Genomic DNA, 20,789 nt, shown 5'->3' on the forward strand with positions numbered 1-20,789 from the left:
GGAACTATCCGTTTATAATTTTTACAGCAACATCTTTTATTGAAAGATTGGTTGTATCAAGAGTATTGTCCAGCGACGAGAAATAATCAAGAGATTTTGTGCTGACTTTTAGCCACTCGTCTGTTCGCCACGGGCATTCTTTGTCATTGTGCCAGCGGTCGGTAAGGGTTGTGTGATTGCAGGTCAGGGTAACGGATTTTATTTCCAGTTCCAGTTTTTTGATGGCTTCGATTATCGAATTGTAGACCCATTCATTATCCATCAGCCAGACCAGGACAATCATCTTACATTCAGAACATTTTTTATAGTTGCCGATCATGTGAAGAATATTGTCCACGGCCATAGTCTTGGTTTCACGATTCCCAACAAAAGGATGAATGTCGAGGCACCAGTCGCCGTCAATAAAGGCTGTTCCCGGAGTATGTTCTGCGATGTATTTGCCGACAGCGGTCTTTCCAACCCCCATCGGTCCGTTTAGGATGATTACTTTCATTTATTTGAATCCTTTTATTCCGAGGTTTCTATTTTTCCTGATTTAATAATTCAATAAATTCCATTCGTTTAATCATATGTTCTGTTGAGTGGGCATCAAAACCAATAATAGTTTTTATAGGATTTGAAGCTGTCTGATTATACAATTCTACCAGATCCCAGAATTCTTTTCTCCAGAAAATATGATGGGATTTTTCGATATGTTTTTCATATGACGAAAGATTTTTTTCAAGAATGATATTGTATTGAGAAGCGGTGTCTATAAGTTTGTTTGAAATATCAGTTAGCTCTTGTGTCCATTTTTTACAACGACGAAAGAATCTATCTGGATGAGCAACAATATTAAAATATCCGGTTTTCATTCCTTCTATCATTGCATTGCAACAGCCGATATATTCATCAGATTTGTCCTTGTCATCAAAACTATAAGTTCCATCCGGATGCTGAAAAAAATGCTGCCCGATAATTAGAGGATGCAGATTTAATTCATACAGATATTTATAGTAATTTATCATTGAAGGAAGAAATTCAACTTCAAGACCTGTTTCTATTTGAATCAGTCCCTGATATTTTATTTGTAGATTTTTTAGCGATTCAATATATTCAGAAAGCTGTTCTATTTCCATACGGTTGTTGAACGGATTTTCCGGGAATGGACAATGCTCTGTAAAAGTTATTTTTTCAGCTCCTAAAGATAAAGCTTCTTTTATAAACTCTTCGTCACTTTCATTGGAACCATGCTTGCATCTGAATGTATGTACGTGGAATATATGTTTCATAATTATCTCTCTTTAGGATTGTAGCATAGAAGTAAGCTGCTTTGCATTAAAATTGTAGTTTAATTTCAAAATATCTCAAATATGATATAATCAGATAAATAACTTTGATGCATTTGGAGACAGAACTCTTTTTGCAAAAGTTGAAAAAGATAATAAATGGACCACCTTGCGTGATGCAGTTTATTCTGCAGTGTCGCTGGAGATTTAGAGAATGCTGAATAATATAAAACTATTTGTCTTTGACCTGGGTGGAACTCTGATGGAATATAAGGGCATGCATCTGAGCTGGGCCGGGTATTATAAAACATCCTTTGAGTATGTAAATGAAAAATTAGAGCTCGGCCTGTCCGATCAGCAGATTGCAGCTTCAGTTCAGATTTTTACAGATTATAACCCGGCAGTGAATCCTCGAGAAAAGGAGATTGATCCGGAAATAATTTTTGAAGATATCATAAAAGGGTGGAACACAACTCTTCCAGTCAGCAAAATCATCGATGTCTTTTTTGAGTCCCTTCATCTTGAGCCAGTAATTTATGATGATTCGATTCCTGTCCTGAAGAAGCTGCAAAAATCCGGATTTAAGATTGCAGCTATGACAGATGTCGCGACCGGCATGCCCGATCTTATGCACAAGAATTATGTATCGCCACTTTTTCCTTATTTTGATTTATATGTTTCGTCTCTTTCATGCGGATATAAAAAGCCAAATCCAAAAGGACTTAGAGACATCTCTGAACATTTTGGAATTGCACCAGAAAACATGGTTATGATTGGCGACACATCCCGAGATGTTAACGCTGCAAAAAATATCGGCTGTCATTCAATTCTGATAAACCGCTCAGCCAAACCAGCACAGGATTTTGGACAGGAATATACAGTTACAAATGCGATGGAAATATTGGATCTTATTCAGTTATAATATAGAAAATCAAAAAGTTTAGGAGTAAAAAAAATGACATTTGACGGCTCTCAGAAAATCATAGGCAAAGGTGCACAGGCAGAGGTTCTGCTGTACCATGGATTTGCTTACAAAGTTTATAATCAGTCTTATCCAGCAGAATGGATTGCATTTGAAAAACAGCAGCAGCAGGCAGTGAATAAGGCCGGCCTTTGTCCGGTAAAATATTACGACACAGATGATTCACATATCATCAAGATGGATTTAGTTGAAGGAGATCAGCTGGAGAAATCAGTTCCTAAGGCTCCCGAAGAGGGCTTTAGACTTCTTGCAAAGGCGTTCCGTTTTGTTCACGAAGCAGATGCCAGTAACACCTCAATTCCGCCACTTAGTGCAACGGCAGGCCTTATGTTATCTGATGAAGAAAAATCAGAAGTGCTTCCTGTGATTGATCGTTTGTCTCAAAAATATAAGAGCTGCATTTGCCATCTGGATATGCATTTTCTAAATATCATGATTCCAAATGATACTGCTCTTGTCGCAGATAAAATCAATTATACTATCATCGATTGGATGAATACGAGAGTTGCCCCACCAGTTTTTGACTACGCACGAACTTATGTGATTCTTAATGAGTTTGCAAAAGAAGCTCTGGAGTTCTACAAAGCTACAGTCTGGCCAGATGTTCAAGAACTTGGAATTTCCGAAGAAGATTTCTTTGAGGCTGTGAAAGTTTGTACTGTTTTGCGTAGTAAAGAATAGAAATTTACAACGGAAAAGTCATTCTCCACTTTAAACCTCAAAATCAAGGCATGAACGACTTGCAGTATATGGGCGAACTTTGCTGTCAGCCACGGCAACGTGTTCCGGATGTTTTGAATATCCTTTCAGAGCTTCTTCTGATTCAAAGGTTGAGTCCAGCATAAGGTCGGCAGTGGAAGAAACGAGGCGGCCGCTGGTGATTACTTTGATATCTACGAGGCCCGGTACCTTTCCCTTGAGACCTTCGAGACCTTCTTTGATTCCGGCTTTTACTGATTCTTTTTCAGAATCACTCATTTCTTTTAATGTCCATAAGATAATGTGCTTTACCATTTTCTGTCCTCTTTTTATATCAGTTTAAATCATATTGCAGCCGGATTTTCTTTCTTCCGGATGTGCTACTTCAAAGCCGCAGTTTGCTTCCATATTGAGTTCGCGGAGTTCTTTTACACCGTCAATATAAAGCTGATAGTTGATACCTGTAGATTCGTATCCGCAGCCAACATCATATTCATCACCAAGCGACTCGCGGACAATCTGCTCGCGCTGTTCTCGGGTTGTATCTTTAATCAAAATGCTTGCCATATTTGTTCCTTAATCGCGCGGTTTTTCCACACGAATTGTAAAAATTGACTTCATGTTTGTCTATAGAATATCACGAAACAAGAGTTTATTCAGCGCTTTGTGTGGAAAATCACCAGGAACAATTACAGATAAGACACCAGTTCATCCATAGGGATTCTTGCTGTCGCGTGACGGTTACTGTCTGTTGTTTCTTCTGTATAGCCGAGTGCAAGAATATTTACCGGTACAAGGTTATCTGGAAGATTGAACTCTTCTTTGATAACATCCGGCTTAAAATAGCAGATCCATACAGAACCAACTCCGTTATCAGCTGCACTGAGCATCATATGATCAGTTACGATTGAGGCATCAATATCAATTGTCTGATGTCCATCAAATGGGCGTGTCCATGCTTTTGAAGCATCAGCACAAACGAGTAAAGCTACCGGTGCTTTGTAAATATTTGCAGCTTTTGCAAGCTTTTCTTTAGCTTCTGCAGATTTAATAACGATGATTCTGGCTGGCTGTAAATTAGCAGCAGTTGGGGCAACGTGGCCGGCTTCAAGAATTTCATCAAGAACATTCTGTGGGATTTCCTTATCCAGATATTTTCTGGCAGAAAAACGATTTTTAGCAAGGTTCAAAAAATTCATAATATTTCTCCAAAAATATTTATTACGACTAGTCGCCGTCATTATAGCATATTAAATCGGTTTGACAAGAATGCACTTTTTTGTTATATACTACCCAAAAGGAAAGTATAAGCTATGAATAAATATAACTGTCCTGTAGATGCAACAATCAGTAAAATCGGCGGTAAGTATAAAGCCGTTATTCTCTATCATCTGAAGGATGAAACTTTGCGCTACAATGAAATCAAAAGAAAAATCAAAAAGATAACAGACAAAATGCTGGCACAGCAGCTTCATGAACTTGAGGATGATAAATTGATTAACCGCAAGGTCTACGCGGTTGTTCCTCCAAAAACTGAATACAGTCTCACGGAGCTTGGTCAGTCGCTGATTCCAATTCTGGACGCAATGTGTTCCTGGGGGGAACAATTTATGGTAGAATAAAAGAAGAGAGGTTATAAATGAAAACATCAAAGCGATTATTTACAAGTTTTATTATCTGTTTACTTTTCAGCAGTATTTTTGCATTTGAAACAAAGGTAATAAACACAACAGATCTTGAAGTCTGGCTTACAGTTTTTCAGGGAGATTCAGCACAGGAACTGCATGTGGCTCCCAAGTCAGAAAAGACTTTTTCGTATGAACTTATAGATCCAGATAATATCAAATACAATCTTTCGTGGGGAAGTGATAATAATTGCTGGTGGGGCTTCGCTGAAGGGCCTATCACTGAAGCAAATACATGGGAACCCGGCTATGCTTTTAAACAATACGACTTTTCCTTTTTTTCTCTTACAAAACAAGAGAAGTCTGCAGTTTCTACTATGATTAGAACTACCTACATTGGTTTTACAGAAATGAAAGAAAAGGGTTTTAAACTCAAGATGATTGATGAATGCCAAAACGTTGGAGAACTCTTTGCTCTGTTAGATAAATACGTTTTTGATTATCATTTCTCGATAACAATTGACAGGGGTGAAAAAGGATGTCTTGAATGGAAGTTCAAGAATCTTGTTACAGATGAAAAAAGCAAAAAAAGTATTGATCCTATAGTCACCTATTTTGAGAAAGCAACTTCAAACGCTTATTACATCCGCTTTAATAGTTGTTCAGAAAGTACAAAAGATTTTAATAATCCTTACTGGAAAGAATTTCCAAGAGCCGCCTCAAAGGCCTGTAAATATGATTATATAGTTCTTGATCCGCGTTCAAATAATGGTGGCGGCCAGATGCAGCAGGTTCGGTTTTTTGAATCACTCATCAATAAAAACTATAAAGGAAAGATTTACATTCTTCAGGATAAATACAGTTTTTCTGCCGCCGAAATGTGGATGATTGCCGGGAAATACGTAAATAAGCTGGACATTACAACTGTCGGCACTTTTACCGGCGGAATGCAAAGATATGGTGAATGCAAATCAATACACAAGAATAATGTATGGGGCTGGATTCCAACAATAATCTGCGGTATTCCCGATGATGGAAAATGGAAGGGCGAGGGTGTCGGCTATGAGCCTGATGTTTTTGCCTATACCGAAGAAATAAAAGGTGTGCTTACCGGCTTTGGTGTTGATATGACAGGAATTGAGATTCAGTAGGCGGAATGTTCTGCCGTCAGCATTTCAGGTACTTCGTTTATACAATAATCCCGCCATGGAAATGTAATTCGTAAATCTTTGTATCCAGATAGAAGATATCTTCATAACCCTGAAACCAGTTAAAGTCCCCGTTGGTCTGGCAGTGGTAGGTATAATCTCCCTGCCGGAAAATGTCTGGACCGCGGTAAGGCTTATCAGCTGGAACTTCAAAAAGGGCTGCCTTTAGAAAATCTCCAGAGAACGGCTCTCCTGTTACCCGGCCGTAGTAATTCATAGACCACAGCGGTACTCCATCTTTCCAGACAGCTTCTTCACCAGCAAACTCCTTTCCACCAAGATAAGTGTCTATGTAAAGGAGTTCACCAGCCGGAGTTTTTTCTTCATATTTCAAATCGTGTGAAGCAGGGCGGCTGGGAGCAACCTCAGCTCCGTGTCCTGCGTAGGTTTTCTGCTTTGCTTTTATTAGGAATCGGATGAGTTCTGTGCGGTCAGTTTTATCTTCATTTTCCGTCAGGGGAATATTACAGTCATCATCATTTTTTACAATGCGGTCAATCGGAATATGATAAAGATTACTCAGAGCAATGAGCCCGTCGAGTTCCGGAACGGCAAGCCCGTTTTCCCATTTGCTTACAGTCTGACGTGCAATGTGCAGTTTATCTGCCAGTTCTTCCTGCGAATATCCGTTTTGTTTTCTGAGTAAGCTGAGTTTTTCACCTAAAATCATATTCACCTCGCTGACTATAAGGTAACACAGAAGATGATTTATTTACACCGCTTTCTGGCTGCAAAAATGTAACGGCAGAGTGACAAAAATTGTGGTGTTGGCGGATTTTTCTGATATAATCAAATCAGAGGAAAAAATGAGTTTTAATCCAGGTAAAAAAGAAATTGAAGAAAAGATAAAAAATCAGCTTGCGGTCGAGTTTAATTGTTCGCCGCAGGATTTTGATAAAACAGAAAATATAATAACCACTGAGCACCAGCATCCAGACCGCAGAAAGTTTTCAGATAAGCCCTTCTTCCTGCAGATGGCGACTCTTGGAAAGAACACAGTAATTTCAGCTGATGAATCAATACATCCTTGGCTTACAAACTGGGTAAAAGGCAAACAGGGAATCTGGCTGTTCGAGCAGCATAATTATTTCGAACTAGAAACAGAGCTTAGAAAGCATGGTTATAAAATGGCGTTGACTCATCACATGTTTGTGCCAGAAGCAAAATTGATAGATGTAAAAACTGACCTGAAAATCAAATGGCTTGAGCAGAATGATATCACTCCCTTTTACGGAAACGAAAACTTTCCGAACGCAATCTGCGACAAGTTCAAACCAGAGCGTCCCGACGTACTTGCAGTAGTTGCAATGGATGGCGATAAAATTATGGGAATGGCCGGCTGCTCAGCAGATACACCAGAATTGTGGCAGATTGGAATCGACGTCTTACCAGAATACCGTGGCCGTGGAATCGCAAAATCTCTCGTAACACTTTTACGAAACGAAACTTTCCGTCGCGGAGCAATTCCATATTACGGTACGAGTCTTGCAAATCTTCCGTCCTGGAAAACCGCTCTCGACTGCGGTTTCAAACCTTTCTGGGTAGAAGCAGAATCACAGCCAGATGAGAATACGGAGTTTACAAAATGATTTTTGAAAATGTTTATTTTATAACCGGAACTGCTTATGCAGGAAAATCTACAATGGTTAAACTGCTTGCAGAAAAATACAATGGTATTGCCTGCGAGGAAAACTATCATGATGTTTTACTGCCGGAGTTAGATGCAAAGGAATTTCCATACGTTACATATACACGTGATTTGCAGGACTGGCATGAGTTTATCAGACGAAGCCCGGAAGAATATCTTGCATGGATTAACGGTGCTGCAAAAGAGTGCGAAATCCTCGAACTACGGATTCTGGAGGACATGCTTAAAAAAGAAGATTCGCAGGATAAAATGATTTTCGTCGATACAAACATCTCAATAGAAACCTTGCATAAAATTGCAAAACACGACCATGTCCTGATTATGCTTTCCGACCCGGATATTTCTGTCCGAAGATTTTTCGAACGTCCCGATAAGGAAAAGCAGTTTTTATATCAGCTGATTATGGAAGAGCTCGATCCCGAAGCCGCCCTCCAAAATTATCGCAAAGGCCTCGAACTCATCAATTCCCAGGAAAATTACAACCGCCTCCTAAATTCCGGCTTCAACGTAATTCTCCGTGACGAAAAATTAGGTGTTCAGGGCACTTTAGAACTCGTTTCAAAAAAGTTTGGATTATAAAACTTTGGGGGTAATATACAAAAGAAATGAGATTTCTCTATCAAAGAAAATTAAAAATATAGAAATTGAAATAGTTGATATTTATAAAGGTACAAAATATGATGATACTATCCTTTCAATGATAGTTCTATAAATCCAAATATTGAAATGACATATATTTGGAATCCCGAAATGGAAGAATTTTTGAATTTGCGTATTTTAATGGACATAGTTTTATATGTCGTGGTATAATAATCCCACGAGGTGAAAATATGCCAAGAATAGTTCCAATCAGAGATTTGAAAAATACAACAGCAATTTCTAATTTGTGTCATGAAGACAAAGAACCTATTTTCATAACAAAAAATGGTTATGGCGATATGGTAATAATGAGCATGGAAACTTACGAAAAAAATATGTTCCTTGCAAATGTTTATGGAAAATTAGAAGAAGCAAAAGAGGACCTGAAAAATGGAAACTACTCTTCCGTTGAAGATGCGGTTTCAAGAATAAGGAAATCGCATGGCTTATAATGTTCATCTTATGCAAAAGGCAGAGGAAGATTTATCAGAAATAGTAACTTATATTTCCAATACGCTCTGTAATAAACAGGCTGCTGATAATCTCCTTAAAGAATTTATTGAAGAGACAAATAATATTGCAGAAAATCCATATATGTATTCTTTAAGTCCAGATTCATTTTTACAGTCAGAAGGATATCATCGATTTATCTTCTACAAAAATTATATAGCACTATATTTGATTAATGATGATAAAAAAGAAGTTTCCATAATGCGTATTTTTTATGCGAAACGTGATTATGGGAATTTAATTTAAGTACATAAGTAGTACAAAAAGGAGTTAAAAAATGTTAATAAGACAAGCCGAAGAAAAAGACGTAGTGGATATTAAGGATTTGTATTTCAATTTCCTTACAAAGTATCCGCCAAAAGAAGAACAGGACATTGAGGTCTGGAAAAAGCTTATCAATGAAATGAATAAAAGCGAAAATTTATATCTCCTGGTAGTTGAGGAAGATAATCGTGTCGTTTCAACCGTACAGCTTGCAATTATTCCAAGCCTCACTCATAACGTGCGTTCATTTGCAGTTGTAGAAAATGTAGTAACCCACGAGGATTATCGTAAAAAAGGTTTTGCATCTATGCTTTTGCAGGAAGCAATTAAAATTGCACAGAACAAGAATTGTTATAAAATCTTTTTGGAAACAGGTTCAAACCGCGAGACTACATTAAACTTTTATAAAGAAAATGGTTTCGAAATGGATACAAAACATTCGTTCCTCAAAAAACTGTAAAAATGCTTAATCTCAAAAAGGATAAATATGGATACAAAGTTTTTCAATAAATGGTTTAAAGGTTTAAATGATGGCCTTGAAAAAATGGATACAGAAGAATGTTCGCGATTATTTTCCAAGTGCGCCCAGCAGTGTGCCTGCGATGCATTAAAATATTTTTACAGAGATTTATTTTCTGAATGTAACGGAAATCTGGATAAATTCTTTTTGCAGGTTAATGAACAGAACGAACTTGCTGGAAAAGTTATAGAACCAGGAAAGGTCTATGAGCTTATTTTCACAAAATGTGGCTGCCCCTTGTATACAGAGGCTGAAATAAAATCAAGTAAGCTTTGTGAATGCTCGAGACAAAGTATGATATATGTATTTCAGACTCTTGTACCAGACCGAAAATTCAGAATTGAGAGTATAGAAACAATCTTGTCTGGAAACAACAGATGTTGTTATAGAATAATATTCGAGTAAAAAAAGGAGATAATTCATGTCAAACATGTTCGATGTCTATCAAAACTTTTCAGATTTATATGATGAATTAGTAAATCATGAAGATTACGAAAACAATCTTTATAAGTTTTTGAATGACAATATCCAGTGGGAAAATAAAGTTGTCGGTGAATTTGGAATAGGAACCGGACGTGTTTCCAGAAACTACATCGACAAGGCGAAAAAACTTTTTGCGTATGATAATTCACAGCATATGCTAGATAAAGCAAAAGAGAACTTGGCAAAGTGGTCGGATAAAATTGAATATTCAGTTCTCGATAACAGTAAATTAAATACTATTGAAAATACCTTTGACATAATAATTGAAGGCTGGAGTTTCGGGCATCTGGTTGTTCAGGAAAATGAAAATATAGATCAGACTATTCAGTATCTTATCAGCGAAACTAAAAAACGCGCAAAGGAAATCATTTTCATTGAAACATTGGGAACGAATGTTGAATTTCCAAATCCTCCGGGAGAAAAGCTTTCTAAATTTTACCAAGCACTTGTTGAAAATGGTTTTAAGGAACACATAATTCAAACAGATTATAAATTCAACAATTATGAAGATGCTGGAAAAATAATGGGTGCCTTTTTTGGTGATTCAATGAAGAATGACATAATTCAAAAGCAGTTGAATGTAATAAAAGAATATACGGGAATATGGATTTGCAGGAATTAAAAATGAATTACATAATCGAAACAGAACGTCTAAAATTACGGGAACTAACTTTGGACGATACCGACAAACTTGCTCTTGTGCTTTCGGATCCACAATCTATGAGATTTTATCCACATCCTTTTTCGAGGGAAGAAGTTGAGCACTGGATAAAATGGAATATTGATAATTACAAAAAATACGGCTTTGGACTTTGGGCTGTAATTGAAAAAGAATCAGACGAATTTATAGGCGACTGCGGAATCACAATGCAGCAGGTTGAAAATGATTTGTTTCATGAAATCGGCTATCATCTTAGAAAAGAATACCGGGGAAAGGGGTATGCAACTGAAGCAGCCCGTGCCTGTTCAGATTACGCAAAGAACAGGGGAGTGGAACAAATCATTTCTTATATGAAGTCTGACAATCTTCCATCCCGCCATGTAGCTGAACGAAATGGTATGACCTTTGTAAAATCTTTTACCAAGACTGTAATGGGAAAAGTTGTTGAAGATGAAGTGCTTTATATGAAGGACTTGAACGCGAATGAAAAAATCAGAGATGTACAGATTGAAGACGCTGAAAGACTTTTAGAGATTTACAGTCATTATGTTTTAAATACAGCGGTTTCTTTTGAATATGATGTTCCAACCTTAGAAGAATTCAAAGAACGAATCAGAAATACAAAAAAGAAATATCCGTATCTTGTTTGCGAAAAAGATGGAAAGATAATCGGCTATGTCTATGCCAGTGCGTACAGTTCACGCGAATCTTATTCATGGACAGTTTCAACTTCCATTTATGTTGATAAAGATTATCGAAGGCAGGGGGCAGGAACACTGCTTTATAGAGAATTGGAAGCTCGGTTAAAAGAAATGGGAATTATCAATCTTCTGGCAGGAACAGCCTTTACAGAAAAGGAAGATGAGTATCTTACACAGGACAGCCCAAAGTTCCATTTGAAGCAGGGCTACAGAGAAGCAGCTCATATGATTGGAATCGGGAAAAAATTTGATCGCTGGTACGATCTTAAATGGTTTCAGAAGAAAATTTAATTCTTAAGCTGATTCTCTTCTTTCTTTAGTTCACGTTTATTTTTGTACATCTCTTTGTCAGCCCGATTAAATACCTCTGTTACAAGAGTATCTGTTTCGGGATTATAATCTGTCATTCCGGAAGCAATGATTGGACCTGATTTTGACTGCAGATTTTTTTGAACTTGAGAACGCAAACTGATTATAAGTTTTTCTCTGTTTGCAAAATCATCACCAGCAAGGAACAGAACGAATTCGTCTCCACCAATTCGGAATACAGGGCTGTGTACAAATGTATTACATAAAAGCATTGCTGATTTTTTTATATATTCATCTCCGGCTACATGACCTAATGTATCGTTTATTTTCTTTAAGTTATTTACATCACATACAATAAGTGCAAAAGGCAGATAATCCATTCCGTTGTCGATATTATCCTGAATCGATTTTTCCAGTTCGTTATAGGCAGTTTTATTTTTTACACCTGTCAGCTCATCGCGTCTGGCAAGCTCTTTTTCTGTATTCAGTGCTTTAAGATTCTGCTTTTCTTTTTTGATTTCATCATCAATATTTTCGATTCCAAAGATATAATGAGTGTCATCCAAAGTTTTTCGAACTGTCATTCTGACAAAATGCGTTTGCTTGAATGCTACAATACGATAATCTACGCTGCAGCTTTTCTTATCTGTAAGCGCACTGATTATATAATCTTTTTTGATAAAATTGGTCAGCAGGTCGCGGTCATTTTTATGAACAATTTTTGTGATATCAATTTTAGAATCAGCAAAAAAATCATCACCCGATTTCTGCATATCTAATTGTCCATAAATATTCCTGCATTCATAACTGATATAACTGGAGTCTTTTGCATCAACATAATAAATTACGTCAAAATTGACAGCAAGAATTTCTGCAATCTGAGTGAAGGTAACATTCTTTTTCTGATTTTCAAGCCGCATATTTTCGGCGGTAAATTCATTTTCTATATCTTTTTCGCCCAGAACAAAATGCCTCTTATCATTTGCAAGCATTACTGTAAATTGGAAATGTCGGGGCTGTCCGTCAATCATTATCCTGTATTTATATGAATATGATTCTTTACCTTTGAGATTTTTTAACATTGTCTCTTTTAAGTGCAGGTTTTTAGCAAATTCCCTGTCATCGGGGTGTACATATTTTTCAATATTTAATTGAGTTTCAGTATAAAAATTTTTGCCTGCGACTGGAACATTCATAGAATCATATTTCTGGCTGGTTGAAAATTCCCTGTATTCTCCAGTCTCTATATTGATGTAGTACATTGCTTCGTAATCTTCTGCCATACATGATGCGATATTATCGTAGATCTCTTTTTCTTTTCTTTCACTGGCTTCGACAAAGGAGTGAATCACACAGATTCCGATTATAAGCCCCGTAGCGTAAGAAGGATATCTGTAATCAAAAATTTGTAATATCAGGAACAAATTCATCACAAAACAAGTCAGCCCGACCGCTCTATACCTTGCTTTCTCTGTACCCTTTGATTTGAGGGCTATAAAAAACATATAAATTGTAGTCACAAAATAAAGTATAATCTGAAGAATAAAAGCTATATGTCTACCCGATTCGGTTACGTATTCATGCTTCTCATTAAAAGAAAAAATAAATGGATGAAAACGATTGATTATCAGATATATAAGTGCAAGAGTGAACATAGTCCATACTGCACAAAGAAGAACTTTGCTGCGGCGACCTTTCTTGTCCAGATAAGCAACAATAGAACGCATCCATGTCAGCATTGTCATGAACATAAGCAGAAAATAGAAAACACAATCGGAATATAAAATTGGAAAGAGAGCATCGATGTCGTGATGTTCGTACAAAAGACCCCAGCCAAAATCAACAATGAAGTAAAAGTTCGAAACAATTAGAAATTGTCGGTAACGGGTAATAAACTTCTGTTCGGTTTTCAGTTCACCGGACCGGCTCTTAACATTTATAAGAGTTTCTCGGTTTAGAATGAGGTTGAGTATTAATGCCAGTAAACTTATGATTGAATAAGACATTTTACTTATATTTTAAGTATAACATAGGATTATTTGAAAGTCATTGAATAAAATACGTGTCATTACGATATAATTATAGATATGATAATTCAGACTGGGCAGAGGACAGACATTCCGGCTTTTTATTCTCAGTGGTTTTTGAACCGGCTTAAAGAAGGATATGTGATGGTGAGAAATCCGTTTTATCCTTCATCTGTTTCGCGTTATGAATTGAATCCTCAGATTATAGATTTGATTACTTTCTGCACAAAGAATCCTCTGCCAGTTTTGAAAAATGAAGAACTATGGAATGAGCTTTCGAAATATAACCAGTGGTGGTATGTTTCGCTCACTCCTTATGGTAAGGAAATAGAACCGAACGTTCCGGAAAAGGCTGCAGTTGCAGATGGGATTATTGAACTTGGAAAACGACTTGGAGCTGACAAAGTTGGCTGGCGATACGACCCGATTTTTATTTCTGAAAAATATACGATTCCATATCACCTTAAGGCTTTTGAAAATATTGCACGCAGATTGTGTGGTGCAACGAAAACAGCTGTAATCAGCTTTATTGATTTGTATCCGAAAGTGCGAAGAAATTTTCCTGAAGCAAGAGAAGTGAATAGGGAAGAGAGACTGACTCTCGGAAAAGCTTTTGTAGAAATTGCTGCAAAATATGGAATGACTTTGCGCCCCTGTGCTGAAGGAAAAGAACTGGAGCAGTTTGGAGCAGATTGTTCCGGTTGTCAGACTATCGAAGTTATTGAAAATGCTGTCGGTAAAAAGCTTAAGATTCCAAAAAAGAATTCAGCAAGAAAAGAATGTGCCTGTTTTTTAAACGGTGATATAGGTGCATACAATTCCTGTGGTCATTTGTGCCGTTATTGTTATGCAAATGCAGATTCAAAGCTGGTTCTGGAAAATATGAAAGCGCATAATCCAGTTTCTCCGCTGTTAATCGGAGAGTTGAAAACTGATGATAAGATTTTCAATACGATACAAAAGAGCTGGATTGTGATATCTTAAAATCAACAAGGAGATTCCCATGACACAGAACTCAAAGAAATATAACAAAACACTGCTTGCCTGCTATCTTGGATTTATAACTCAGGCAATTACTGCAAATTTTACACCGCTTTTGTTTTTGATGTTCAACAAAAATTACGAGGTCTCACTTGGAAAAATCGCACTTATTCCGGCTGTGTTTTTTCTTACTCAGCTTGTCGTAGATATAATTTGTGCTCAGGTTGTAGATAAAATCGGCTACAGAAAATGCATCATAACTTCCTGCCTGTGTTCTGCTGCGGGGCTTATTCTTCTTGCTTTTCTGCCAGAACTTTTTCCTGATCCGTTTGTTGGAATCATCATAAGTGTTGTCGTTTACGCAATTGGAAGCGGGCTGGTCGAAGTGCTTGGAAGCCCGATTGTAGAGGCATGTCCTTTTGATCACAAAGAAGCGGTTATGAGTCTTTTGCATTCATTTTACTGCTGGGGCTCTGTAGGAGTGATTGTTATTTCTACGCTCTTTTTTAAGTTCCTTGGTATTGGCAACTGGAAAATCCTTGCCTGCATCTGGGCAGTAATTCCGCTTTATAACATTTACAATTTTGCAACCTGTCCGATTGAACAGCCTAATGGTGGTGAAAAGGGAATGGGGCTTGTGGCGTTGTTCAAACTTCCACTTTTCTGGGTGGCAATCATCCTTATGATTTGCGCAGGTGCTTCCGAGCTTTCTATGGCACAGTGGGCTTCGGCATTTGCAGAGTCGGCTCTCGGCCTTTCAAAAAATATCGGCGACCTTGCAGGCCCTTGTCTCTTTGCAGTTGCAATGGGAACGGTGCGTGCAGTCTTTGGAAAGTTCGGTCACAAGCTTAACCTTATGCGCTTTATGATTTTTTCAGGAGCCTTGTGTGTCGTAAGTTATCTGCTTGCATCTCTTTCTTCAATTCCAATGCTCGGACTTCTGGGCTGTATTCTCTGCGGCTTCTCAGTAGCAATCATGTGGCCAGGAACAATCAGTATCTGCTCTCCAAGAATCCCTAAGGGTGGAACAGCGCTTTTTGCTATGCTCGCCATGTCTGGAGATTTAGGTGGCGCAGCAGGGCCTGCTCTTGTTGGAAACATTTCACAGATTTTCAGCAACAACCTAAAAGCAGGTTTACTGGTTGGAACTGCTTTCCCTGTCGTTCTGATTTTGATGATTCTTTTGATTCCGGCTATCACAAAGTCAAAAGCTAAATAAAAGATGAAACAAATTAAAAAGTGTAAATTTTCAATACTATGCTATACTTATAGTAATGTGCAAAGAAGATATTGCAATTTTTGACTTGATGTCAAAACCGGAGAAGATTAATTTCGCTTATCAGCCGATTTTCGAAATTGAGACAGGCAAAATTTATGGCTATGAAGCACTCATGAGACCTACACCTTATACACCAATGGAAGTCATAGCAGAATATGCCCGTCACAATCGGCTAAATGAAATTGAAGAGCTTACAACCTATTATGGAGCAAAACATTTTTTAGAAAATAATCTTACAGGAAAACTTTTCTTAAATTCATTTCCCTCAGCCTTTGTTTCAGATGAAATGCTTGAAAAAATCCATCAGCTGGTACAGCACAGATTAAAAGAACGCCTTGTAATAGAAATGCTCGAATATACAGAGTTTGACAGTCATGCCCACTATAAAAAGACTTCACAGTTTAAAAGATCTCAGACAGGTGAGTTTGTAGCAGTTGACGACTACGGTACAGGAAAAAATATTGATGAGGAATGTATCAATTTCTATAATCCCGATATTGTAAAAATTGACCGCAAACTAATTTCAAATATTCATACAAATATTACAAATCAAAAAGCATTGATTGATATCTGTAATTACCTGCAGAAGAAAGATATTATAATTCTAGCGGAAGGTGTTGAAACCCAGGAAGAATATGACTATCTCAAAAATCATCCAATAACACTTATGCAAGGTTTCTTTTTAGGCAAGCCAAAAATTTATGACTAAAAATTAAAATTGATTTCAGAAGATTGCTATTTATATGAAATGATTGGATATTACGAAGGAAAAGTTTTATAGTGAAATTATGAATATTTATGTTGATTTTGATGATTGTTTATGTGAGACGGCACGGCATTTTTCTAAACTTGTTGATGAACTTTTTGGGCTTGATATTCCTTATGAGAAAATTAAATATTTTAATTTGCAGCAATCTTTTTCTTTGACAGATGAACAGTATGATCAGATGATGATTAAAGGACATACGAAGGATGTGCTGCTTGCTTATGAGGAGACTCCAGGGGCAATCAAAACTATTAACAGCTGGATTGATAAGGGACATGATGTAAAAATAATAACCGGACGCCCTTTCAGTGCTTATGAGGCTTCCTGGGAATGGCTGAATGTGCATGGGCTGGAACGTGTTAATTTGTATTGTCTTAATAAATATGGTCGGGATAATTTTATAAAGGGAAGCAGCTTTAATCTTGAACTCGAAGATTATTACAAAATGCATTTTGATTTTGCAGTTGAAGATTCTCCTGCGGCTTTTAAGTTTTTGAACCATCTTCCAGATTTGAAGGTTCTGGTTTTTGACCGTCCGTGGAATAGGGAATGTGAGTTTCCAAATCAGAATTATAAGAGATGTTTTGACTGGGATATGATTAGTGAGCTTGTGCGCTGAAAGTCTTGGGAAGAAAAATTTGACAGTTTATTTGTTGTGATTTAATATAGTTTGTATGCAAATTATATTAAAAATCGAGGTATGAAAAATGAAAGATGTAATTTCGATTATTCAGAAATCTGAAGCAGCTTATCTTGCAACTGTTGATAAGGAAGGTCGGCCTGAAATCCGTGCATTGCTGAATCTCTGTAACCCGAAGAAGTATAAAAAGTTAGAAGACAAGACGCTGATTGTCGAGGGTGAAAAGTTGACGATGTATTTTACAACTAATACGTCTTCTAAAAAGGTTGAGCGAATTAGAAACAATCATAATGCGGCGCTTTATTTTTGTGAGCCGGAAAAGTTCAAGGGAATCTGCGCTACTGGAACAATCGAAGAAGTAACTGACCAGAGTCTTAAAGAAGATTTGTGGCAGACTGGCTGGCTTATTTATTATCATAAGGGAAAGACTGATCCTGACTACACTGTGCTCAAATTTACTTCTACAAAAATTGAAGGCTGGTACAATGCCAGTCCGCATTGTTTTGGGAACATAAACTAATGGTAAAGAAAACACGTGGTGGAACTCTTCTGTCTCAGGTGCATCAAGTTTGCGGAAGAGTCTGGAATAAAATCTTACGCGAAAACGATATGGCAGATTTAGAAGGCGCCCGTGGACGAATCATTTTTGCATTATGGGGAAAAGATGGAGTTCCAATCAAAACTCTCTGCGAAAAAACTAGCCTGGATAAATCTACACTTACCGGAATTATAGACAGACTTGAACGAGACGGATATGTTGAAAGAAAAGCATCTGAAACGGACAAGCGTTCTACCTTGATTTCCCTTACCGGAAAAGAACAGGAATTTGCAAAGAATATTCAGAAGGTTTCGAATCAGATGAATAAGATTTTTTACAAGGGATTTTCTGATGATGAAATAATTCAGTTTGAAGAGATGCTGACACGGATTCTTGAAAATTGTAAAGAGGCAGAGTGATTGGCGGAGGCTTAGATGAATAAAGACTGGTCTGAAAAAAATAAAAAAATGCAGGCTCTCATTTCAAAGGAAGCAACTTTTGATGAAGGCATAAAGCTGCTGATTGAATTGCGTACCGAACTTTTTGAACAGATTTCTTTCATTGTGAAAACTTTTCCACCGGTGGCTTTTTACCAGCTGCCTTTCGGAGACGGCGAGGGGAACCATTGCACAACCCTTGCGTGGTCCCTCTGGCATACTTTCCGAATTGAAGATATTGTTTCCCACGAATTGATTTTGAAAAATAAGCAGATTCTTTTTGATGGCGGTTGGCAGGAAAAAACATCCAGTCCAATCATCACAACCGGCAACGAACTTGCTGGTGACACACTGATTGAGTTTTCAAAGAAGCTTAATATCAAGGCAACTTATGATTACTGCAAAACTGTGATGGATTCATCAAATGAGATGTTGGGGCGTTTTAAGTTTGAAGACTTGAAAAAAACGTTTACAGGTGAGGATAGAGAAAGACTTGTCGAAAGTAAATGTGTAAGTTCTGACGAGCGTGCGTCGTGGCTGATAGATTACTGGTGCGGTAAAAATATCAAAGGTTTGATACAGATGCCATTCTCGCGTCACTGGATTATGCATGTGGAAGCAATGCAGCGTATCAAAAATAAACTGTGTCAGCAGGCAAAGAAAGGTGTAGATCAGATTGCTTACTGTGGGCTTTCATGTGGTCACTGCTTTTTGACTTCCTGGTGTGGTTCATGCAGAACAATTTACAATACCTGTTCTTATGCAATTTCTTCGCCGGATGGAGTTTGCCCGAACACTGCCTGCTGCAAGGAAAAAGGCCTCGACGGCTGTTATGAATGTGACGAGCTTTATAATTGTAAGAAAGGCTTTTACGCGCTGGGTAAAGATACTAACGCCATAAGAGTGATGGCGCTGTTCATTCAAAGATATAACAAAAAAGAATTGTTTCGTGTTATGGACACGTTGCATTCTAAAAAGAAGTTCGAAAAAATCCAGGAAGTTCTCGGCTATGATGTTGAAGAAGGTTTGAAGATTCTGGAAGAGTGGAGAGGAAATTAATTCTATTTTTTAGTATTCTCCCATATCAATCTTTTTTGAAAGCACAGCTGCCCAATCGTGCCCTGTTTTTTCTGTAAGCTCTGGATTCTGCTGATGATGAATATTGAAGAGAATGCCATTTTCGCCTGTGCGGTCAGAAAGATGTTCGTCGTCAATATGAGCACCGATAATTTCAATACAAAGCAGCACATGGTCATCGCCTGGTGCAATTTCTTTTTCCCAAACGTATTTGCCTTCAAGATTCATAAAACATTCTTCAACAAGCGGTGCATTTACCCAGCTGGCCTTGCCAGGAGTGAGTCCAGAGGCAGTAATCTCATCAACCTCAAACTGATTGTTTTTAATGGTTGCCATGCATTTTGTAAAAATTTCTGCCGACATAAAATTGATTACTGCATCGCCAGTTTCTTTGAGAGATTTATAAAAATGACCGTTTTTATTTACGCTCGCCAGAATTGCATAATAGCCGTTTCCCTTATTTGCACAGGTAAAAGTCGCCCAGGACTGCATGCAGGCATTCGGCATTCCGTTTGATTTGTATGTTGTAACCAGAAGCAGCGGAGACGGAACTGTCATAACAAATTCCTTCCAGTTGAAACCGAAATTGTGCGAGTAATCGGCATAGGTGCCTTTTAAGTTTTCTGGCATTTCTTTGTAGTGATGTTTCATGGTGGGCTCCTTTTTTAACTATTTTATCATATTTTTTCCGAAAAAGAAAAGTTATGTTATAATGTTATATTGTAGGATAATTAATTAAGTAAAATGACAAAAATAGAATACGTAACATCAAAAGATAAAGCCTTCTGGTACTCACTCGACAAACACTTACCCGAAAAAGAATTCGAAAACAAAGTTCAACGTAAACAAGGTTATGTGCTTTTTGCAGACGACAAGCCTGTTGGCGTTCTGCGATATAATTTATTTTGGGATAACACTCCGTTTTGTACAATGCTTTTTGTTAACTGGTCGGAACAGCATAAGGGTTATGGAAAACAACTTCTAAACCACTGGGAACAGGATATGAAATCCCAGGGGTACGGTATGGTTCTAACTTCAACACAGGTAGATGAATCCGCCCAGCACTTTTACAGAAAAAACGGCTATAATGATTGCGGTAGTCTTGTGATGAATATTCCAGGTTTTGAACAGCCGATGGAAATGTTTATGAGCAAGGCGATATAAAAAGTTATCAGGAGAAAATAATGGAAAAGATCATCATGTTTGCAGTTTGTATTTTTATGTTCTTACTATACGCAGGGGGTGGGTTGTTTTATTACCACAGCAAGACTCCTGCAAACTTCTGGTCGGGTGATAAGATTTCTCCGGAAGATGTAAGTGATGTTAAAAAGTATAATCGTGCAAATGGAATCATGTGGATTGTGTATGGCATTTTATTTTTGATTCCTGCATCTACAGCTTTCGCAAGTGTACTGATTTCGGGTGTGTTTATTGGTATCTTTACTTTTATTGGTGTTCCAGTTCTTATTGTTATTTATACTAAGATAATCAAACCAAAATACATGTTTTAGTTTTTTAATCAAAAGG

General features: G+C 37.5%; 29 protein-coding genes and 1 pseudogene. 22 read left to right on the plus strand and 8 right to left on the minus strand.

Annotation, left to right across the window (positions count from 1 at the left end):
* Window positions 1-4 precede the first annotated feature (4 nt).
* Entirely contained in the window at window positions 5-493 is a 489-nt protein-coding gene (locus AABJ44_RS01430; RefSeq protein ID WP_338370161.1) for an AAA family ATPase, read from the minus strand.
* A gap of 28 nt (window positions 494-521) precedes the next feature.
* Window positions 522-1,271 carry a PHP domain-containing protein gene (locus AABJ44_RS01435; RefSeq protein ID WP_338370162.1) on the minus strand — a complete coding sequence of 250 codons (750 nt, stop codon included), beginning with the start codon at window positions 1,269-1,271 and terminating at the stop codon, window positions 522-524.
* A 94-nt stretch (window positions 1,272-1,365) separates the two neighbouring features.
* Between AABJ44_RS01435 and AABJ44_RS01440 the strand changes: the two are divergent.
* The 3 genes and pseudogenes from AABJ44_RS01440 to AABJ44_RS01450 form a co-directional block, all read left to right on the plus strand.
* Window positions 1,366-1,464 (plus strand): annotated as a pseudogene (locus AABJ44_RS01440) (2'-5' RNA ligase family protein); the annotation flags it as partial.
* A gap of 18 nt (window positions 1,465-1,482) precedes the next feature.
* A complete protein-coding gene (locus tag AABJ44_RS01445; protein WP_338370163.1) occupies window positions 1,483-2,190 on the plus strand; it encodes an HAD family hydrolase in 708 nt (235 codons plus the stop codon).
* A 33-nt stretch (window positions 2,191-2,223) separates the two neighbouring features.
* Window positions 2,224-2,931, plus strand: coding sequence for an aminoglycoside phosphotransferase family protein (locus AABJ44_RS01450; protein WP_338370164.1), 708 nt, complete (start codon window positions 2,224-2,226; stop codon window positions 2,929-2,931).
* Between the two features lie 30 nt (window positions 2,932-2,961).
* On the opposite strand, the gene AABJ44_RS01455 is transcribed toward AABJ44_RS01450, so the two are convergent.
* From AABJ44_RS01455 to AABJ44_RS01465, 3 genes are all read right to left on the minus strand, one after another.
* Window positions 2,962-3,264 carry a Dabb family protein gene (locus tag AABJ44_RS01455; protein WP_338370165.1) on the minus strand — a complete coding sequence of 101 codons (303 nt, stop codon included), beginning with the start codon at window positions 3,262-3,264 and terminating at the stop codon, window positions 2,962-2,964.
* Window positions 3,265-3,288: 24 nt separating this feature from the next.
* Complete coding sequence (locus AABJ44_RS01460) at window positions 3,289-3,516, minus strand: hypothetical protein (RefSeq protein ID WP_338370166.1); 228 nt, start codon at window positions 3,514-3,516, stop codon at window positions 3,289-3,291.
* Window positions 3,517-3,638: 122 nt separating this feature from the next.
* Entirely contained in the window at window positions 3,639-4,148 is a 510-nt protein-coding gene (locus tag AABJ44_RS01465; RefSeq protein WP_338370167.1) for a nitroreductase family protein, read from the minus strand.
* Between the two features lie 114 nt (window positions 4,149-4,262).
* Between AABJ44_RS01465 and AABJ44_RS01470 the strand changes: the two genes are divergently transcribed.
* Together AABJ44_RS01470 and AABJ44_RS01475 are read left to right on the plus strand one after the other, a co-directional pair.
* Window positions 4,263-4,571, plus strand: coding sequence for a winged helix-turn-helix transcriptional regulator (locus AABJ44_RS01470; protein WP_074641530.1), 309 nt, complete (start codon window positions 4,263-4,265; stop codon window positions 4,569-4,571).
* A 17-nt stretch (window positions 4,572-4,588) separates the two neighbouring features.
* A complete protein-coding gene (locus tag AABJ44_RS01475) occupies window positions 4,589-5,725 on the plus strand; it encodes a S41 family peptidase (protein ID WP_074641529.1) in 1,137 nt (378 codons plus the stop codon).
* A gap of 37 nt (window positions 5,726-5,762) precedes the next feature.
* On the opposite strand, the gene AABJ44_RS01480 is transcribed toward AABJ44_RS01475, so the two are convergent.
* Window positions 5,763-6,452: a DUF5680 domain-containing protein gene (locus AABJ44_RS01480; protein ID WP_338370168.1), complete on the minus strand. Its 690-nt coding sequence runs from the start codon at window positions 6,450-6,452 to the stop codon at window positions 5,763-5,765.
* A 136-nt stretch (window positions 6,453-6,588) separates the two neighbouring features.
* On the opposite strand from AABJ44_RS01480, the gene AABJ44_RS01485 reads away from it, so the two are divergent.
* From AABJ44_RS01485 to AABJ44_RS01520, 8 genes are all read left to right on the plus strand, one after another.
* Entirely contained in the window at window positions 6,589-7,371 is a 783-nt protein-coding gene (locus tag AABJ44_RS01485; protein ID WP_338370169.1) for a GNAT family N-acetyltransferase, read from the plus strand.
* Window positions 7,368-8,009 carry a hypothetical protein gene (locus AABJ44_RS01490; RefSeq protein ID WP_338370170.1) on the plus strand — a complete coding sequence of 214 codons (642 nt, stop codon included), beginning with the start codon at window positions 7,368-7,370 and terminating at the stop codon, window positions 8,007-8,009. Before AABJ44_RS01485 ends, AABJ44_RS01490 begins: the two co-directional genes overlap by 4 nt.
* Window positions 8,010-8,260: 251 nt before the next feature.
* Window positions 8,261-8,521: a type II toxin-antitoxin system Phd/YefM family antitoxin gene (locus AABJ44_RS01495; protein ID WP_074641523.1), complete on the plus strand. Its 261-nt coding sequence runs from the start codon at window positions 8,261-8,263 to the stop codon at window positions 8,519-8,521.
* A gap of 10 nt (window positions 8,522-8,531) precedes the next feature.
* Window positions 8,532-8,825 (plus strand): type II toxin-antitoxin system RelE/ParE family toxin, encoded by a 294-nt coding sequence (locus AABJ44_RS01500; protein WP_338370171.1) that lies wholly within the window; start codon window positions 8,532-8,534, stop codon window positions 8,823-8,825.
* A 31-nt stretch (window positions 8,826-8,856) separates the two neighbouring features.
* On the plus strand, window positions 8,857-9,303 hold the full coding sequence (locus AABJ44_RS01505; protein WP_338370172.1) for a GNAT family N-acetyltransferase: 447 nt from the start codon (window positions 8,857-8,859) through the stop codon (window positions 9,301-9,303).
* A gap of 27 nt (window positions 9,304-9,330) precedes the next feature.
* The gene (locus tag AABJ44_RS01510; RefSeq protein WP_338370173.1) at window positions 9,331-9,768 is read left to right on the plus strand and encodes a hypothetical protein; all 438 of its coding nucleotides are present in this window, start codon (window positions 9,331-9,333) and stop codon (window positions 9,766-9,768) included.
* A 16-nt stretch (window positions 9,769-9,784) separates the two neighbouring features.
* Entirely contained in the window at window positions 9,785-10,468 is a 684-nt protein-coding gene (locus tag AABJ44_RS01515; RefSeq protein WP_338370174.1) for a methyltransferase domain-containing protein, read from the plus strand.
* A 2-nt stretch (window positions 10,469-10,470) separates the two neighbouring features.
* Window positions 10,471-11,499, plus strand: a complete 1,029-nt coding sequence (locus AABJ44_RS01520; RefSeq protein ID WP_338370175.1) for a GNAT family N-acetyltransferase — start codon at window positions 10,471-10,473, stop codon at window positions 11,497-11,499.
* Here AABJ44_RS01520 and AABJ44_RS01525 read toward each other — a convergent pair.
* Window positions 11,496-13,523: a diguanylate cyclase domain-containing protein gene (locus tag AABJ44_RS01525; RefSeq protein ID WP_338370176.1), complete on the minus strand. Its 2,028-nt coding sequence runs from the start codon at window positions 13,521-13,523 to the stop codon at window positions 11,496-11,498. The two genes, AABJ44_RS01520 and AABJ44_RS01525, sit on opposite strands and share 4 nt — an antisense overlap.
* A gap of 81 nt (window positions 13,524-13,604) precedes the next feature.
* Between AABJ44_RS01525 and AABJ44_RS01530 the strand changes: the two genes are divergently transcribed.
* The 7 genes from AABJ44_RS01530 to AABJ44_RS01560 all read left to right on the plus strand — a co-directional run bounded on the left by AABJ44_RS01530 (window position 13,605) and on the right by AABJ44_RS01560 (window position 19,244).
* Window positions 13,605-14,528, plus strand: coding sequence for a DUF1848 domain-containing protein (locus tag AABJ44_RS01530; protein WP_338370177.1), 924 nt, complete (start codon window positions 13,605-13,607; stop codon window positions 14,526-14,528).
* 19 nt (window positions 14,529-14,547) lie between these two features.
* Window positions 14,548-15,744 carry an MFS transporter gene (locus tag AABJ44_RS01535; protein ID WP_338370178.1) on the plus strand — a complete coding sequence of 399 codons (1,197 nt, stop codon included), beginning with the start codon at window positions 14,548-14,550 and terminating at the stop codon, window positions 15,742-15,744.
* Between the two features lie 55 nt (window positions 15,745-15,799).
* Window positions 15,800-16,513, plus strand: coding sequence for an EAL domain-containing protein (locus AABJ44_RS01540; protein ID WP_338370179.1), 714 nt, complete (start codon window positions 15,800-15,802; stop codon window positions 16,511-16,513).
* Between the two features lie 79 nt (window positions 16,514-16,592).
* The gene (locus AABJ44_RS01545) at window positions 16,593-17,189 is read left to right on the plus strand and encodes a 5' nucleotidase, NT5C type (RefSeq protein WP_338370180.1); all 597 of its coding nucleotides are present in this window, start codon (window positions 16,593-16,595) and stop codon (window positions 17,187-17,189) included.
* Window positions 17,190-17,277: 88 nt separating this feature from the next.
* Window positions 17,278-17,730: a pyridoxamine 5'-phosphate oxidase family protein gene (locus tag AABJ44_RS01550; RefSeq protein ID WP_338370181.1), complete on the plus strand. Its 453-nt coding sequence runs from the start codon at window positions 17,278-17,280 to the stop codon at window positions 17,728-17,730.
* Window positions 17,730-18,167, plus strand: a complete 438-nt coding sequence (locus tag AABJ44_RS01555) for a MarR family winged helix-turn-helix transcriptional regulator (RefSeq protein ID WP_338370182.1) — start codon at window positions 17,730-17,732, stop codon at window positions 18,165-18,167. The genes AABJ44_RS01550 and AABJ44_RS01555 overlap by 1 nt, the downstream gene beginning before the upstream one ends.
* Window positions 18,168-18,182: 15 nt before the next feature.
* Window positions 18,183-19,244: a DUF3795 domain-containing protein gene (locus tag AABJ44_RS01560; protein WP_338370183.1), complete on the plus strand. Its 1,062-nt coding sequence runs from the start codon at window positions 18,183-18,185 to the stop codon at window positions 19,242-19,244.
* 9 nt (window positions 19,245-19,253) lie between these two features.
* Here AABJ44_RS01560 and AABJ44_RS01565 read toward each other — a convergent pair whose 3' ends face one another.
* Entirely contained in the window at window positions 19,254-19,913 is a 660-nt protein-coding gene (locus AABJ44_RS01565) for a flavin reductase family protein (protein WP_338370184.1), read from the minus strand.
* Window positions 19,914-20,006: 93 nt separating this feature from the next.
* On the opposite strand from AABJ44_RS01565, the gene AABJ44_RS01570 reads away from it, so the two are divergent.
* Together AABJ44_RS01570 and AABJ44_RS01575 are read left to right on the plus strand one after the other, a co-directional pair.
* Complete coding sequence (locus AABJ44_RS01570; RefSeq protein ID WP_338370185.1) at window positions 20,007-20,426, plus strand: GNAT family N-acetyltransferase; 420 nt, start codon at window positions 20,007-20,009, stop codon at window positions 20,424-20,426.
* Window positions 20,427-20,446: 20 nt separating this feature from the next.
* A complete protein-coding gene (locus tag AABJ44_RS01575; protein WP_338370186.1) occupies window positions 20,447-20,773 on the plus strand; it encodes a hypothetical protein in 327 nt (108 codons plus the stop codon).
* The last annotated feature ends 16 nt before the right edge of the window (window positions 20,774-20,789 follow it).

The organism is Treponema bryantii (assembly GCF_036492245.1).
In the GTDB taxonomy this organism is placed as follows: Bacteria; Spirochaetota; Spirochaetia; order Treponematales; family Treponemataceae; genus Treponema_D; species Treponema_D bryantii_C.